Source organism: Dyadobacter sp. CY312 (assembly GCF_021390535.1).
In the GTDB taxonomy this organism is placed as follows: domain Bacteria; phylum Bacteroidota; class Bacteroidia; order Cytophagales; family Spirosomataceae; genus Dyadobacter.
Genome location: NZ_JAJUXG010000033.1, coordinates 24153 through 40701, shown reverse-complemented (window position 1 = coordinate 40701; position 16549 = coordinate 24153). Strand labels below are relative to the sequence as shown.

General features: G+C 41.8%; 12 protein-coding genes. 5 read left to right on the top strand and 7 right to left on the bottom strand.

All coding sequences use genetic code 11. The features are described from left to right. Positions 1–141: 141 nt before the first annotated feature. The 4 genes from LZG71_RS29050 to LZG71_RS29035 all read right to left on the bottom strand — a co-directional run bounded on the left by LZG71_RS29050 (position 142) and on the right by LZG71_RS29035 (position 5449). A complete protein-coding gene (locus LZG71_RS29050) occupies positions 142–291 on the bottom strand; it encodes a hypothetical protein (RefSeq protein ID WP_233826572.1) in 150 nt (49 codons plus the stop codon). A gap of 96 nt (positions 292–387) precedes the next feature. Then, positions 388–1383 carry a sensor histidine kinase gene (locus LZG71_RS29045; protein WP_233826570.1) on the bottom strand — a complete coding sequence of 332 codons (996 nt, stop codon included), beginning with the start codon at positions 1381–1383 and terminating at the stop codon, positions 388–390. Between the two features lie 170 nt (positions 1384–1553). Continuing rightward, positions 1554–2354, bottom strand: coding sequence for a LytTR family DNA-binding domain-containing protein (locus tag LZG71_RS29040; RefSeq protein ID WP_233826568.1), 801 nt, complete (start codon positions 2352–2354; stop codon positions 1554–1556). 140 nt (positions 2355–2494) lie between these two features. Further along, entirely contained in the window at positions 2495–5449 is a 2955-nt protein-coding gene (locus tag LZG71_RS29035; protein WP_233826566.1) for a lantibiotic dehydratase, read from the bottom strand. Positions 5450–5933: 484 nt separating this feature from the next. Between LZG71_RS29035 and LZG71_RS29030 the strand changes: the two genes are divergently transcribed. From LZG71_RS29030 to LZG71_RS29020, 3 genes are all read left to right on the top strand, one after another. Further along, positions 5934–6494 carry a hypothetical protein gene (locus LZG71_RS29030; RefSeq protein WP_233826564.1) on the top strand — a complete coding sequence of 187 codons (561 nt, stop codon included), beginning with the start codon at positions 5934–5936 and terminating at the stop codon, positions 6492–6494. 136 nt (positions 6495–6630) lie between these two features. Next, positions 6631–7086, top strand: a complete 456-nt coding sequence (locus LZG71_RS29025) for a MauE/DoxX family redox-associated membrane protein (RefSeq protein WP_233826562.1) — start codon at positions 6631–6633, stop codon at positions 7084–7086. Between the two features lie 141 nt (positions 7087–7227). Then, complete coding sequence (locus LZG71_RS29020) at positions 7228–7497, top strand: hypothetical protein (RefSeq protein ID WP_233826560.1); 270 nt, start codon at positions 7228–7230, stop codon at positions 7495–7497. A gap of 45 nt (positions 7498–7542) precedes the next feature. On the opposite strand, the gene LZG71_RS29015 is transcribed toward LZG71_RS29020, so the two are convergent. Genes LZG71_RS29015 through LZG71_RS29005 form a run of 3 tightly spaced genes read right to left on the bottom strand, consistent with a single transcriptional unit; the run spans position 7543 to position 13458 of the window. Then, positions 7543–8898 (bottom strand): RagB/SusD family nutrient uptake outer membrane protein, encoded by a 1356-nt coding sequence (locus LZG71_RS29015; RefSeq protein ID WP_233826558.1) that lies wholly within the window; start codon positions 8896–8898, stop codon positions 7543–7545. 19 nt (positions 8899–8917) lie between these two features. Continuing rightward, positions 8918–12100, bottom strand: coding sequence for a SusC/RagA family TonB-linked outer membrane protein (locus tag LZG71_RS29010; RefSeq protein ID WP_233826557.1), 3183 nt, complete (start codon positions 12098–12100; stop codon positions 8918–8920). 11 nt (positions 12101–12111) lie between these two features. After that, positions 12112–13458, bottom strand: a complete 1347-nt coding sequence (locus LZG71_RS29005; protein ID WP_233826555.1) for a TlpA family protein disulfide reductase — start codon at positions 13456–13458, stop codon at positions 12112–12114. Positions 13459–14169: 711 nt separating this feature from the next. On the opposite strand from LZG71_RS29005, the gene LZG71_RS29000 reads away from it, so the two are divergent. Continuing rightward, positions 14170–14571 carry a helix-turn-helix domain-containing protein gene (locus tag LZG71_RS29000; RefSeq protein WP_233826553.1) on the top strand — a complete coding sequence of 134 codons (402 nt, stop codon included), beginning with the start codon at positions 14170–14172 and terminating at the stop codon, positions 14569–14571. Positions 14572–15564: 993 nt separating this feature from the next. Next, positions 15565–16548 carry a S41 family peptidase gene (locus tag LZG71_RS28995; RefSeq protein ID WP_233826551.1) on the top strand — a complete coding sequence of 328 codons (984 nt, stop codon included), beginning with the start codon at positions 15565–15567 and terminating at the stop codon, positions 16546–16548. Position 16549 lies beyond the last annotated feature (1 nt).

The window sequence follows — 16549 nt, the reverse complement described above, 5'->3', positions numbered from 1 at the left end:
TAACCTTTCAGGTTAACACATTTCAACGGGAGATTAATAACTTATTGTCAAAATCTAACAAATAAGCCTAAAATTTAATCCTGGACTTGTTTTTCAACATAGAAGACGCCCTCCTTTTATTTCAAACAAGAAAGTTTACACTTACTTCACCGGTTGCCAGGTAGCTATCAGGGTACAAACTGCTCCGCTGGTAGTCAGGTCAGTATCTTTTCTTTCGGGTTGTACGGATCGAAATCGGGATTCTGACTTCACCTTAAAAAGACTGCTACTGGTTGTGTTAATCGTTTTCATTCTGTGAGAATTTAGTGAATAAAATTTTACTCAACAAATGAAGACGTAATAAGGGACGAATTTAAACAGCAGGGATGAATGGAGCATTTTCAGGTATCAAAGACCATTTAATGGGTCTTTAAGCGCAATAGGGATCACTACGTTTACGGAATACACATTTGCCGTTTCGTTGATATGAAATACAAAATCCTTATTGAAGTGCAACTGGAGACGTCTGAGGATATTTTGAAGACCTATCCCTGACGGCTTTATTTTTGGAGATTCCTCCTGGTGCGATTTAGAATTTTCAATAAAAAAATCCAGCTTATCATTTTCAATTTGGATCTTCACATCCAATCGACTTGGGTAGCTATCATTTTTGATACCGTGCTTAAAGGCGTTTTCTGCCAGGGTCATCAGTAAGAGGGAGGGGATACGGTAGGACGGTTTGACGGTACCATGCTGCTCAATCGACAACATCACCCGGGATTGCTGCCGGCCAGACTCAAGATCAACCAGATTTTTAAAACAATTGATTTCTCTTTCCAAAGAGATCATGTCCTGATTCGTCTCATAAAGTGAGTAGTGGATGATATCAGCCAGTTTGCCAAGGTAACTGGCTGATTCTTTACTCACATCTTGTATTTTAACATAAGCAGAGCTCAGAATATTTAGTATGAAATGAGGTCCTAATTGTGATTTTAAATGATCAAGCTCTTTTTTTACTCTTTGAGTTTCAAGATCCTGACGGGCTTTTTGATAGCGCATTCCATACTTGACCATCTTAAGACCTACTGGTAGTATCAACAGTTGCATATCCTGCAAATTAAATATTACCAAACTCACCTTGGTGGTTATGTCTTTTGGCGAATCGGACAGGAACATTCTTCCCAGCATTTCAAATGATAGTGTTGTATTTTCAAGACCAATCAACAAGTCAGCCACTTTAAAGCTGATGATATTCAACAGATGTGTAACGGCTACACAAAATACAAAAAGTAGCAGCCATAGCACAGCACCATTTACCCCGGTTCGAAGAAACCTCAGCAATATGGAGCAGATATAAAAAATGAAAACAAACTTTCCATAGTAAAGAACGTAGGAACAGATCATGGCGGAAGTTAATTCCCCCCGCATCAGGGCCGGAAGGAAAAACAACAGGTGTGCAATTATAAATGCGATCCAGAAGCAGAGGTGGATTAGAAGTCGAGCAATTTTACTTTTGGGGAACAGTACACTGTTTCCCAAAACATGAGAAAAGATTGGTTGCATTACAAAGTTTGTTATTTGGACAGCGATTTAAGTATCTGATATCTATCTGTTTTTGAAATCATGACCTTGAATTCCTTTTCGAGCAAGATTTCGTTTCCTTCAATTTCCAAAGCACAATTACGGTTAATGATATACGACTTGTGGGTCCTGAGAAATAGTTTTTCCGGTAACCTGTTTTCAAAATCAGTCAGAGAGCTTCGCGTTGTCAGGCAATCATGGTAAGTGTGCACATTCACATAGTTTTTCAACCCCTCCAGAAAGATGATGTTTTGATATGGGATGCGGTGAAGCTTTTTTTCGACTCTGAGCGTTACCTGTGACTCTCCAAATAATGGTGAAGGCAGATCTTTGAATTCGGACTGGTCGAAATCTGATTGCAGAGCAGGTGAAAATGTTGTTATGGGAGGCAATGGAATTTGGGTGTTATAGCTTCTTTGATGGATTGTGAGCGCCTTGGTCACTGCTTTGATGAAGCGGTCCAGATATGCGGGTTTTAATAGGAAATCGGTTATACTGAAATCATATCCGTCAAGCGCGTAGCGCGAATACGCGGTGGTCAGAATAACCTGAACTTTGGTGTCTGGTAGCATTTCTAACATTTGCAGACCTGAGATACTGGGCATGTTTACATCCAGAAAAATAAGATCTGGTTTCATAGATGTAATCATGGCCAGCGCATCAAGGCCATTGTAGGCATTACCAATTAATGAGAGCCAGGATACCTGACCGATGTTGTATTCAAGAAGTTTGTGTGAATCCGGTTCATCATCTATAATCAGACAACGTAATGCAGGGGCAGGTTTTTCGCTCATTCCTCTTTGGGCTAGGTAAATAATTTCAAGTTGAAACTGACTTACTAACAGAGGAGGATGTAAACGTTAACCCAATATAGAAGACAAGTGTTAATTTGACAATTTATTACCACTATTTCTACTTTGTTATATGAAATTAATTATCTGAAATAAAGTGATTCATAATATTTCTTTAAGTAATGATACACTACAAATTCGAGCTTTCGGTGCTCCATGGAAAATAAACGGTTTAAAAACATATGTATGATACTTGAAATATACCCGGTCATATACTGTGTATCAGTAATGTTTTTCATAATTTTTCTGCACTGATAAACGATAGGTTGAAAGTAGCCGTCTATTTGTCGGATACATTCGTTTTGCGGATCGTTTTCCAGTAGCGTTTTGATGTCTAGAAAATGGAGACGGTAGTTTTTATCCATTTGATAGATGTGCTGCTTTTGCCCGCTGAACTCGATATGAAACGATGCATGGACTTGATTGATCAGGGACCTTTTTGTGTCCGGATTGTAGTTTAGTGCGTTCAGGTAAGTATCAATCGCTCTGAGAGCTACATGCCACTTTTGAAAAAATGTGTTTTTTTCGATAAATTCAAGCAGATTACACACGGCAATGCTGTCCTTGTAAAAAAGAGTTTCGGTTAACTGATAACTGGCAGCAGAATATCTTTCCAGTTCCCTTTCATAAGTGTCTATTGTAAATTTGTCAATTGCTGTTTCATCCATCAAACATTGCAGATAGTCGCAAAGCAGTCTGATCACCTCAAAAACGGTCTGATTACTTCCCGGCACAAATAATCTGATGCGGAGATGATGGTCCGGATCATAATACCTGACGAAAAACCATTTTTTTAACAAACCTTTTTGAAGTAATTCATCACAAATTGGTTTGATTTTCCGCAGTAACGTATAATCAGCCAATGCCTGTGGCAGATAAACTTTTAAGTATATCCATTCACTTCCAGCTGCATAGAACCTGTTTTCACAGGCCTGATTTAAAGTAATGGAAGTAGATTTTGCCTTGGAGGCAGATCCTTTGAAAGGAATAATCATCTCATGACAGTATGTTTGATCCTTTGTTCTGATAAGGCCCTGCTCGGGCGATTCTAAAAATTCCGTAAGTTTTACACGCGAAGTTTTCTTTATTGTGGCCAGCAGCATTTCTAAACTTAATGGATTATCCGAGTCGGTCAGAAGCAGCTGGTCGTTATCAACGATTTGGGTATACCTGGGAATACGCATCCTTTTCATTAAATGTTCTAAGTCTTTTTCCGTAGGATTGTTCCTGCCTCCATCTGTGAGCATGTCAAGTGTCAGATTCCATTGTGCTTTACATACAATCAAATGCTTGTATTGTATACGGGGAAGAAAATCTCTTTCGGAGAGTATGCCCCAACTCCAGTTAAATACAGTAGCGGAGGACTCTCTTCCCAAATCGCAAAGAAACCGGTAAACAGGCAGGCCGCCGGTATAGTTATGAGCGCTGGTAAGGCGGGGGTATATTCTTTTGTTATGCTTTTTTGACCATAAAACAATTTGTTTGCCATCCGGTACCGAAACCAGAATGTCCTCTGGTAAGATCTGGTTTTCAGATTTGGCTTTGCTTGCCGCCAGATAGGTAAGCTCGTATTTTCTTAAATGAGGTCTGCTGAGGATGTTTCCCTCCTTGTTGCCTGCAAGATGATTGATTTCAACATACATGACGTTTGTATCCAATAGTTCTTCACAAGATATAGATTGGGTAACAAGTCCTTTAAGCACCGGGTCAATCGTGCAAAACCGGCTCATTAAATTGAAAGCCGAAGCGGAACCCATTGTATTCAGATTGAATTGAAAGACATTTTTATCCAAGTCTGTTTGTGATCGTGTGAGCAGATTTCCCATTAGATAAGTCCCGTCCGCTGTCTGTTTCCTTTTATGGTCAAACTTAGCCAGTTCGGCCTTGGTAAGGCTGGCCAGCTTTTTTTGTTGGGAGATAGCTTTTTCGTATAAATCAAGTCGAAGCCCGTCGAGGCGATCAGCAGCTGACGAATGGCTTTGGGCTGAGCCCAAAGTGAGGTTTTGTATGTGTTCAAATTCATGTTGATCAGTGAAGGCTTTTCTACCATAACCAATACCAGTTTTGGGATCTAAGGCTTCCAGTAGCGGAACGGGACGTGTTTGATACTTCCTGAAAAAAGCATCACAGAAGCGTTCCAGTTCATAATTAAGCGTTTCACTTGACAAAGCCATCAATTCATCTATCTCTTTGTGGATGATGGATATTGTGCTTTGCTTGATGTTGCAGCTATCTTCGGCCAACACAGAATTGACCAACAGAACTTGTTCATCTGGCTCAACAGTATAATACCTACCAAGAATTACCCTGATTTTTTCAGAGGCAGTCCTCAAACAGCCACCAAGGCAAACGATTTCTTTTATAAAACCGAGATCACTGGTTATCTCTTTTTTGTTTGCAATGAGATCAAACCGGGCAATCAGTTTATCCAACCCATTTTCAGAAATGGGACCAGCTTGAATCTCGCTACTCAGGAACTGCTCATCATGCAAAGACTCAATGAAGGCTTCGGATTCCGGAATTGATAGACCTGCTTTTGTAAGTTCGTTTAGTATGATCCGGTAACTTACCGGTGTTTTGGTAAGGTGAATAATCAAATCCAGAAATGGGTTACTTTCCACTTCGAGTTGGGTGAACGTGTCATTGTTTTTACCGCTCCTTTTGATGTAGCGATAAACATTTTGAAACCGGTAAAGGCTCGTATTACAACAAAGATCAAGATGAGTTATGACATCGGAACGTGCGGCCAATGCTTTGCAAAGACTTTCAAAAGTAGCGAATGAAAGCTGCATTGCAGGTTGCAACTGTGCTGGCTTTGTAAAAGTAATACTTGTTGGCTGGCTTGATATTTCTCCGCAACAGATTCCGGCCATTGTACCGAAAGGTGTGGGCCGGCTGGACATTCTGATCAGGTACCTGTATAGAGATTTGCATATACTATTGATCTCACCATGGAATGAACCATCCAGTATCCGCATCAGTGAATGATACAGATCTGGTGATGACACATAAATGGCCTGCTGCAGCTGCTCTTGCATAAACAAATCAAGAATTTGCTGATTGAACTTTGCGGGATCACTTTGGATACTCCGGTTAAAATTGAATAGAACGTTTAGTGAGAGTAGTGGCCTACGTAGAAGGAAAAAATTGTGAAACCGGTTGTCCATGATCTTCTGGTTAAGATTTATGTAGAGTAGCCGGTAAAATTTATCATTGAAACAGATTGGTGATAATTATAGGGACGAAGGAGCACAGAGGCTTGCACATCATTGGATAACAAGCCATTTTTTGGTTTAAATGTGATTGAGCTGACGTACTTCCCTTCAAATCGGCATGATTTGAAGGGACATGTGATTGATACCGGTTTTGATTCATTTGGTAATCGATTCAGGTCGTTTTGTCCCAGGTATTTCATCCCTGTTAATCCTTTTGCAAGCTTTCTGATAAGTCTCTGACAAAGATAAAATAGATGTCAGCAAGACTTCAATAGACTGTTTCCAATCAGAAAATCTCACAAAACGTATGAAAATCTTCGACCTGACAGACCATCTGGAAGAATTCTATCCACTTGGCAGTGAATTCAAAAACGCTCTTCAAGCAGTGATGATTGATCAAAAGTTCAAAAAAGGAGAGGTTATAACAAGTAATGGCGTGATGCCCGGAATTTGGTTTCTACGCAAAGGGCTGGCAAAGGGAAACTATTTTGATCTGAATGGCAACGAGCACATTACCCGTTTCTGGAGGCAGGATGAAACAATGCTATTAGCTGAAGCCAATGGAGGTACAACCCCGGCAGCCGATCAAATCATTTTGCTGGAAGACTCATTGTTGACAACAATTCATGAGCGTAGTGTGACCTACCTCTTTAACCGCTTTTTAGAGGCAGCGAAGCTATCAAGTAAAATTCTACTAAATGACAGAAATAAGGCAGAAATTAAATCACACCTGTGTTCACTTCCGGCCCTGCAGGCTTATCAGCAGTTCTGTATGGTATTTCCTTTTCAGCGGATCATGCAAAGGGACATCTCATGTTATCTTGAAATATCCCCGTCATGGTTGAGTGATGTTAGAAAAAATCTTTAACAAAAGTGTATCCACTTAAAAAATAAAACTTTAGCAGACTTCAACTACTTAAAGTCTGCTAAAAAAATATCATGCTAGTTTTAGTCAAAAGTTTAAATGTTACCAGCAATGGTTAGGCTATAAAACCAGATTAAAAATGAAAACTGGCACCATCAAAAAAAATCAGCTACTGTTAAGTCTAATGGTCACGATGCTGATACTGCTTTTTACGTATACAGCAGTTTCAAAACTCCATGACCTGGCCGATTTTGAAAGGCAACTCTGTAATCAGGTGATCCCTAAGTGGTCTGTCAAACCTATGCTCTGGCTGTTGCCACTTGTAGAGCTAGTCGTAGTTGCAATGCTGCTTTCGAAACCGTTTCGTCTGACCGGATTGTGGGTGTCCTGTGTTCTGATGTTTGTTTTTAGCATCTACATGGGATTGGTAGTGCTCAATGTTTTTGATCGTGTGCCTTGCAATTGTGGGGGTGTCTTAAATGAAATGAAATTCACCACCCATTTTATATTCAATCTGACTTTTCTCTTTTTCTCAATAGCATCGGTAAGAATCCAAAAATCACTGAATGCAGATTCAGAGTTGGAAAAAATATAAAGACGTAGTCCGGCTCAGTCAGAACGGCTGCCCCGATTACGCCAGGGTATGATCTTGCATTAATTTAGTGCACAGGCCGCTGAAAACCTGAAAACAGAGTAAGCACCGTTTGTTTTATTTTCATTTCTAAACTTTACGATTATGAAAAATCTTGCAAAAATCAAGTACCTGCCTGTTGTTGCACTTCTATTAGGAACCACTTTGGCTGTGGCTACTACCAACAGAACCGTTGCTCCTCAGTTCTATAAAAATGCACAGGGTGCGTGGCAACCCCTGGGAGACATTGAGATTGGGCCAGACCCAGGACAGTATAGCTGCAATAGCAGTACCGATCAGTGTACTGCGGAAGGTTTGGATGGATCTGGCAATCCTACCGGTGTTGTTACACAAGGGCAGCTTGTAGAAAACTAGTAAGTGCCCGATAAACAAAAAGTCCCCATTACGGGGACTTTTTGTTTATCGGTTATTCTGCTGAATGCCACTTCCCAGAATTTCATCTTCCGGAATGGTAAACAAATATCTGGCGTCATTTGGTGGTAAAGACAGAAGATTCATTTCAAGTTTTCTAAAAAGTGTTTTTGAAAATCTGGGATCTTTATTTAACCTTCTAAGATCGCTCCATCTTACACCTCTTGAAAATAGCTGCTTTCTTCGTTCCATTAAAATCAGCTCTAACAATTCCAGGGGCCTACTTTCGGTAATTGGAACATAGGTTCCTTTCTTGTATCTGGTTACAACCAGCTGATTCAGCTCATCCAAAGCCTTTTGCTTTTGTGATGACCTTGCCAGGCTTTCGATTCGTACCAAACGTACTTCATCTGTCGCAAGCCCGGTGAACAGAGGGGACCTTCCGGTATAGGTACCGATAAACCTACCCGTTGTGGCATGAAAAAACAGTGTCTTTCGAAGATCATTCTCCTCGTAGGATTTAACAAGAACAGAATCAGGAAAAATAAGACTGGAACTAAAAAATCCATATCTGACAGCGGTAGCGTGAAACAGTACCTCGACATTCTGATTTTCTGCTGACCTGGGCATCGGCCTGACCAGTGCAGGATTAACCGTATTATAATCGATCAGTTCATTTTTTATCGACAGGCAGGAATCTGCATAAGACAATGCAGTGCCGTAGTCTTCAATATTGTGAAATATTCTGGCCAGCAAGGCATAGACTGCCGATTTAGAAGGCTGCGTTGGAACAACCGTTTTGGCAGGAAGTAATTTAACCGCTTCTTGGAGATCTGATTGGATTTGCTGATAGGTTTGTCTGAGTGTGCCTCTGTCAGCACGGGAATTGACATCTGCCTGCAATTTTAAAGGAACTCCCAGGATATGATCCGCCGTAGCAGGGTCATAAGGATCAGCAAAGAGCTGTGCCAGGTTGTAAAATGCCCACGCCCTAAAAAACAATGCACTGCCTTTAAGCCTGTTCCACTCCTGTTTTTCAGCATCCGATGGAATGATCTTGCCCAGACCTTCCAGCACGACGTTGGCATAAAACACCTGTCTGTAAGGATCTCTCCAATCCGGGGCGAAAGTAGTACCCACATACAGGTCTTTTTCCCACATGTAACTGTTTCTTTCTATCAAATTGGTTAATGCATCCAAGCCATTTTTAGGCATGTAGTATTCATCGCCCGCTACGATACCAAGTCCGGGAGTGAAGTTCATAAAATCACTGTGATTCAGCAGGTCATTGAAATCAGCCAGAGTAGTTGGCACTACAAGTGCCTTATCCGGTTTTTGATCCAGATACTTCTCGCAACCGGGGCATAAGAACAGAAGTACTAAAAATAAATATCGGTTTTTCATTTTTTTTCAACTGGTTTAATTAGAAATCTGCTTTTACTCCGACAGAGAGTGTCCGGGAGGGAACAAATGCGGAAAAGGCATAATCCGGATCCAACTTAGTTTTGGAGGCTTTCCAAATGATGCCCAGATTGTCGGCATATACATAAAACTGCAAGTTCCGGACTGGCATCTTTCCAAGTTGCCGCTTTGTAAAATCGTAGGAAAGCTGAACGTCTCTCAGACGGATATGGTCAGCTTTTTCTACCAGCGCTTCGGACAATATGTAGACATTGTCCCTGGCTACGAGTCCTGATGCCGGCAGGGAAGGTACTGAAGTGTGTTTTTCATCACCGGGCTGTTGCCACCGCAAGCCGTAATCACCGTGCTGAAACGAAAGCCCCTGATTTAAACCATAGCGAATTGAGTTTCTTCTGAAATAATAACCTGACCTGAAATTGAGCATCGCGGAGAGTGAAAAACCTTTGTAGCTGAACTGATTACGGATCGAGCCAAATAGTGTTGGCCTTGCCGGGCCAAAGTAAATCAGATCTTCGGGCTGTGTGCTGGTTATAATATCATTGTATTCCTGACTGGCAGCCCCATTTAAAAAACCTATCGGGTTACCGTTTTCGGGGTCAAGTCCTCCAAAACGGTAGGCATATACCGACATCAATGGCCTGCCGACCATCGGAAGTGCTCCGGACGACATATTATCACCTCCCTGCGCGTATGCTTGTGATGTAGCCTTCACATCATAAGATGTAACAATATCCTTTGCATGGCTTACGAGAAGGTGGGTGTCCCACTGGAAGGCACCGGTAATATTCTGGCTGTTAACAACCAGATCAAAACCTCTGCCCGTTGTATTGGCATTGTTGCCACGGAAGGTTACCACACCTGATGAAGGAGGCATTGGAGCAGATCCGATCAGATCAATACCAGACTTTGTGAAATATTCCAGACTTCCTGAAATACGGCGGTTCAAACTGGCAAAATCAAGCCCGATATTGATCATTTTAATTCTTTCCCAACGCAGCTGCGGATTAGGAGGATTCATAATCAGTGCATAGGGTAGCCGGGTAGTGATATCGATATTGCCTCCTCTTGCTGTGGTGTAAGCCGACACGGTCCTGTCTATATTACCATTGTAACCCAGCGTTGCTCGTAACCTGAGGTAAGGCATAGCTGACCAGTTATAGAATTTTTCCTGACTGATTTCCCAGCTGCCACCCACCGAATACAACGGCACCCCTTTCTGATTTGTCTCCACTCCAAATAAATTGCTTTTATCCAGCCTTGCACTTGCAGTAAGCGAGTAGCGGTTTTTGTAACTATAAGCAAGATTACTGTAAAAGGATACGAAGCGGTCGAATGTTTCTGTGAAGCCATCCATATTGGGAATGTTGGTGTTAAAACCTTGTACATAACCCGGAAACTGTCGGACATAATCCACAGGCCGAATGGATGCATAATCGTCATTATATCCGTAATACCGTGTGTTGTTCCCTTTTAGTGTCCGGTCACGTATCTCACTTCCGCCAATGGCATCAATGCGGTGGTGTTCTGTAAAATTCTTGCCATAGTTTAATTGAAGCCGGGCGTTGTGGTTTAAGGCTGTCGAATTTCCCATATCCAGGATGGCTCCATAAGGGACGTTTCTTGTCAGGCTACCGTTTGCATTGGCCTGCGTAAAGCGGTTGATCATATTTCGGGTAAAATAACTTTCCTGATTTTGCAGGTTTCGCAAGCTGTTAGTTTCCACTCCGTATTGGTATAGCCCTTGTATGGTCAGGCCATCCCAAACCCGGTAGCTGATATCAGCATTGAAGCGGTAATTGGTCAGCTTACTTCTATTATCGGATAATTCGAGTTCCGCCAGTGGAACATATTCCCATGGCAACAGCCCGGCTGCCAGGGCCTGACCCGTAAATGATTCTCTCAAATCACGTGGCAATGCCACCGGATTTCCACTTTCATCAGCCAACCTAGCATACAGGTACATCTGGTTGTTATTCATCACAAATCGGTCCACTCCGTTATTATCCTGTCTGCTATTGGAGTAATAAATGTCAGTAGCAATCCTGAGTTTATTTTCGAGTAGTTGAAGGGTATTGTTCACCTGTACCGAGGTTCTCTGGTAACCATTGCCAACAAGCTGACTTAAATTGCGGTCATGGCCCAGCGCGACCCGTAGCTTTTGATGCTCCGTCCCGGAGGTTAAACTTAACGCATACTGCTGATTGACACTCCTGCGATAGACATACTTGCTTAAATCATTGCGGAAATCGTGTTTGGAAAGGTCGGCAATTTGACTGGAAAGGGCTTCATCGGATAACATGCCATCCCTGTTTTTGATAAGAAGTTCTACTACCGGGGATAGAGCCACCTTGTTGATGGAGGTTTCATCTGCCCGGAAGTATCCCGAACGGAACAGTCGGGTTTCTATATCTGTATAATCCACGCCGGACATAGCTGGCTGATAAAATAAATCCGGTTTTGTACCCAAGGTCAGGTTACTGTTAAAGGAAAGCTGTACCGGCTTTTTAAATGAACCTTTTTTTGTTGTGATCACGATCACGCCATTTCCAGCTCTTGCTCCCCAGATAGATGCCGCTGCTGCATCCTTTAAGACGGTGATGCTTTCGACATCATTGGGATTAAGTGAGTTCAAATCCCCTTCATATGGAAAATTGTCGATCACAATCAGTGGCCCCGCCTCAGCAAAAATGGTACTTTGCCCCCGTATACGAAGGGCATTGCTTCTTCCTTTGTTGAAAATCACCCCTGGCACCACATCTGAGATCCGGGTGAGCACATCCGGGCTTACCCGTCGGTTAAGCAGTTTGTTATCCGCAAAAGCAAACGAACCCGTAGCTCTTTCGGCTGGAATCTGCTGATAACCTGTTGAGACAACCACCTCATTAAGCTCAGACGAATTGAGCTCAAGCATAACAATTACAGTACCTGATCCAATAAGTACTTCCTGGGTAATGTAGCCAATGTAAGACACGACTAATCTTACGGTTGTATCTGAGACCATCAGAGAGAACTTGCCATTTGCGTCCGAGAGTGTTCCTGTTTTATCATCTTTCAGTCTGATGACAGCTCCGGCAAGAGGCTGTTCATCGGTTGCAGAACGAATCTCACCGTCAATCTTTATTTGCCCATAAGTGCTACTGGCCAGTAGCAGGAGCATAATGTTGAGTAATACAGTTTTTTTCATTTCCGCCTGATTTATATGTTATCTGCAATTACCAGCATGTCAATTTCTCTTACTTCCTCAACCAGTGCGAGCCCGTAGGCTTTTAACGCTTTGTTCAAATCTGCAACATCCGAAAGGTTTGCATCCAGCATCAGGTCAACGGGCTCACTGTAACCCGTACCATCAATTACCGGGTAAGGAGAGTTTTGCATAGAAATCACATTGAGTTGTGATACCAGAAACAACAGGTTTTTGTTTTGAAGGGTAAACTGACCATACTGGGCAGACATGATGCTTTTGCCACCTTTAGTCTTGATCCTGTCAATATCGTCTGTTCTTTTTAATACCAGACATGTGGTATTTCTCTTTTGCATTCCAGCTTTGTACTGGTTGAAAAACCGGGCAAAATCCTGTTTCATGATTTCATGGGCCTCTTTTCTTCTATGAGGTGGCATCTTCACCTCGTAGCAAAAGGCATTGCCTTGTTTTCTCCAGTCGTTATAACTCTGTCCGGTTAGTGTCGATGTTAGCTTGCTGGGGGTATTCACATTTAGGATCACACGGTTCTTACCAAGGTAACCGTTATCACTGTAAGCAACCTGGAACATGGATTGTAAGGTGGTGTTTCGAAATCCAATCCGCACCTCTATACTGTCATCCATAATGGTATACCCGGAATTTACAAGCCCGTCGGTATACCCGGAAAGTACTGAGTGATAAACTATATTTTTGCCATCTCCGCCGTTTCCATTGATGAATAACGGTTTTTTAGTATCATAAGCGATGGCTTTTCCATCGACCTTCTGGCGAATTGTATTTGCCTGCCCGTCAAGTACTTTTTGTATATTTTCCGCGGTCATCTCCTCCATTCCGGTAATGGAGAGCACCTTACCTTCTGTACTGATCCACACATAGTGCGGCAGATAAGTATGTGGGAACAAAGCGTGCAGAAGTGTGTCAGACATCACTTCCGGTAGTACTATACGTCCACCTCTTTTTTTCTGGTAACGGTCCAAAAAATCATTAATCACTTCGGAGCTTTGGTAGGCTACCGGCAGAATTTGAATCTTATCATCGAATTGCCGTTGCAGCGAATCAATCCTTGGAAGCATGGATATGCAGGCTCCGCACCAGCTGGCCCAGAAGTCAAGGACTAGCAGTTTGCCATTAAAATCTGAGATCTGTGCCTCGGAAGTTTTATAGTTCTCAATTCTTTTAATGAGCACATCAGGAACCTGGTCTCCCACTTGCATAGGTTTGACACGGTTGGCATTTTGTTGAGCATGAGCCGGCCGCCAGCATAGGAGCAATACAAAGGCGAGAGCCAGATAGAAAATATAGGGCAGCATTCTGCCCGGGGAGCAAAAACGTAAGTTCATTGCAACTGAGTTTTGGGAGTGAAAAAAAACGATATACTAGGCGGCTTTTGTCAAAAAAAGGAATAGGAATCCATGCTATCTCTGTCGCGCGACGGAGATAGCATTACTTTACCAATGCTTGTGTAAAACCCGAAGGTAGAAGGATCACTCGGGGTTACGAATGATGAGTTGGAAAATGAAGTTTGGGTAACGGTTCATTGCCTTGTCAGTTGTAAATTTTATAGAATGCAGGCGGCTACTCACAGGATTAATTTGTGAGCTGAAGAATTAAGATAAGAAAGTGCTGAAAGCTCTATCTTGTCTTAATTCAGTGAGTAAAATGATGAGCCGTTTTAAGGGTAGACCCGAAAAAATAGGGTTGGGTCACCCGTCTAATGTCACAGAGGCTCTGGTAGGGCCTATCCATCCATTGGATGGAAGAAGTACAAAAGACATAAGTGAACCCAACCCTATTGAGTATAGGGTATGGGCGCTTCACTTACTCTCGTACTTCTTGAATTTACCAGATTCCTGTGACGAGGCTCGTAAGCTAGGGTAACTCCTATTTGCTAATAGAAATGTCCCAAAGGTATATTTATGTTACCAAAACAGCATTGTCTCAGCTGTTTTTTTTATATTTGTTTACTATTGCAAGTTCGTTATTTAGTAATAAAGAGGCAATTACCAGTAAGTAGTATTACCAAATTAAAAAGTAGTTTTTAACAACTGAGCATGATAGAGTCTGACAATTTCACGATCTTAGATAACAAAACCATCGGAAGAAACTTAGCTCTTTTTCGAAAACTCCGTGAGAAGAAAGCCATTGAGGTCGCTGAATACATCGGAATCGGAGAAGCAGCCTACACAAAATACGAGCGGGGTGAAGCTAAAATCACAATAGAGATAATTCAAAAGGTTGCGGAGCTGTTAAAAATTGACCCTTTACAGATGTTATCAGTAAAGCCGGGAACTTTTGTTGAAAACGTAACTAATTCATCTATTGCAATTCAAGAAAATAGTATTTTTCAAACTACAAATGATCAGCAAACACAATTGATGTTAAAGCTTATTGAGAATGTGGTAGCTATGAATGAGCGGTTAGTAACCTTATTGGAGAAAAAGGAAGAGGAATGAATATCCCAAATCGAATTCTCACGCCCGCAAATTTTGCGGGCTTTTTTTTGCGGGATAAGGGAATTACTTCGTTGAGTTCTATTCGGATGGCGGTTACATATTCGAGGATTACTTTGGCAACAGACGCTATCTGTAGGTCAGTAAGAGAGGAAACAATACACTGGAACGGTTTGAATAAAGTGTTTCAGATAAAAATCACTTTCTTCCTTGTTAGGGTAAACTAAAGAAAGGGAGAAAAACCGTCACGACTTTTGTGTAGCATTTTCATTTGTCACTAGCCCGGAATAATCAATTCTAAGGCGCTAGATTCAAATCCATGATCGAGCTCAAATCAAACGTTTTATAATCCTTACCATCGGAGAAGTCGTATTCTCCCACTAGGTTAATATGTGCCCAGCTGTGGGTAGAAGTTGCAAGGATTTTTTTCAACAGGGTCTGTCTGTCTGAGGTTTTCGTTACAAATGGGCGAAACCATACGCTAAGAAACTAATTATTTAGTTTTGGCTTTCTTAATGGCCGTAATCCGTTGTCCCCGAGCTCTGGGTTTGCATTAAAATTGTATTTGCCCAGTCGGTTGATGTGCTCAAAAGGTGCAGGAGAGATAAACTCAAAGTCATTTTCGTCAATTAGGTATCCTTCCTAGTGTAATTGTTTGATAATTGGGGTATCCTGTATAACTGGTACAAAAGTTTCTTGGATGTAAGTTAAGTGATTGAAATACAGTTACTTAAATAACAAATTATACGTTGGGTTTCTTTTAGCAAATGACCAAAGAATTATATGGTATAAATAAATACAACTTCTTATTTTGCTGTATGTCAATACCTTATCATAGGTAGCAATATGTGAATTACACTAAGTATAGTGATCTGATGCAACATTTTATTTTAGTATGCATCTTTTTCATTAAGTTCATTCAAATGTCAATGATTTGCCAATATGCTTTGTGTTCAACGTTACCTTTTAATCTATTTTTTCCTAGGTATAAGCACCTTGTCAATCGCTCAGAATAATCTGCTTTCGACCACAGCGATGCGGGAAGATCTTCAGTTCATTCGGGAACAATTATTTAAGGTACATGCCAATCCATTTTCCCAACTAGCGAAGGAAAAATATAAAGCATACTTTGATTCGCTCGAAACCGGATTAAACCAGCCGTTATCCATTACCAAATTCCAGCAAAAGGCGAGCCTTGCCCTCATACCGCTTGGCGACGAGCACGCAGCTATATCCATTCGAAATGCAAACGCACAAAAAAGGACCCCGGCTTGGGCGGATAGCATTGCAACAAACATATCTTATCGACGGCTAGGTAATACCGGTTATATTTTTGCCCGCTCTTTTGCTACAAGAGGAAGCCAGGATTTACTCATTTATGAGCGTTGTATCGACAGTATTTTTGCAGTAATCCGTCGCGATAAAGTTACGCGGCTTGCAATTGATGTTAGTATCAACGATGGCGGGGCATCCGCGGTCGGTGATATGATAATCAAGCACATTTTTCCAAAACCTTACACGGATTATTCGATGAGCTGGAAACGTAGCGAAGCCTATCTGGCCAAACTAACTTCGTGGGGATTTAGTGATGAAACTTATCAAAAAGCCCTGCCAGGGGAAATACTGCACTTTCCTTCCAGGGCAGTTGCGCCAGGCAAGGTGTCCAATCCATTTGAAGGAAAAGTAATTGTGATCATCGGTCCCGAGACATTTTCCAGTGCGATTATGTTCGCAACACTCGTGCAAGACAATAATATGGCCTTATTGGCCGGAGAGTCACCTGTGAACGGGCACCCAACTCATTTTGGCGAAATGTACTCGACTCTTCTTCCTAATACCCAACTGGAATTACGTTTTGGAGTTAAAGAATGGATCCGGCCGGCCGGACGTGACAAAATGAATAAACTGGTGCCAGATATTCCATGCAAGCTCCCAGTCAACAGAGACCCTATAATGCTTGTTAAACAACTTCGATGGTAAT

What these genes read in the sequence shown, in the direction of transcription:
- LZG71_RS29000 (WP_233826553.1), top strand. Translation starts at nt 14,170, where the DNA reads ATGATAGAGTCTGACAATTTCACGATCTTAGATAACAAAACCATCGGA.
- LZG71_RS29050 (WP_233826572.1), bottom strand. Translation starts at nt 291, where the DNA reads ATGAAAACGATTAACACAACCAGTAGCAGTCTTTTTAAGGTGAAGTCA.
- LZG71_RS29010 (WP_233826557.1), bottom strand. Translation starts at nt 12,100, where the DNA reads ATGAAAAAAACTGTATTACTCAACATTATGCTCCTGCTACTGGCCAGT.
- LZG71_RS29020 (WP_233826560.1), top strand. Translation starts at nt 7,228, where the DNA reads ATGAAAAATCTTGCAAAAATCAAGTACCTGCCTGTTGTTGCACTTCTA.
- LZG71_RS29040 (WP_233826568.1), bottom strand. Translation starts at nt 2,354, where the DNA reads ATGAGCGAAAAACCTGCCCCTGCATTACGTTGTCTGATTATAGATGAT.
- LZG71_RS29035 (WP_233826566.1), bottom strand. Translation starts at nt 5,449, where the DNA reads ATGCAAGAGCAGCTGCAGCAGGCCATTTATGTGTCATCACCAGATCTG.
- LZG71_RS29025 (WP_233826562.1), top strand. Translation starts at nt 6,631, where the DNA reads ATGAAAACTGGCACCATCAAAAAAAATCAGCTACTGTTAAGTCTAATG.
- LZG71_RS29030 (WP_233826564.1), top strand. Translation starts at nt 5,934, where the DNA reads ATGAAAATCTTCGACCTGACAGACCATCTGGAAGAATTCTATCCACTT.
- LZG71_RS29005 (WP_233826555.1), bottom strand. Translation starts at nt 13,458, where the DNA reads ATGAACTTACGTTTTTGCTCCCCGGGCAGAATGCTGCCCTATATTTTC.
- LZG71_RS29015 (WP_233826558.1), bottom strand. Translation starts at nt 8,898, where the DNA reads ATGAAAAACCGATATTTATTTTTAGTACTTCTGTTCTTATGCCCCGGT.
- LZG71_RS29045 (WP_233826570.1), bottom strand. Translation starts at nt 1,383, where the DNA reads ATGATCTGTTCCTACGTTCTTTACTATGGAAAGTTTGTTTTCATTTTT.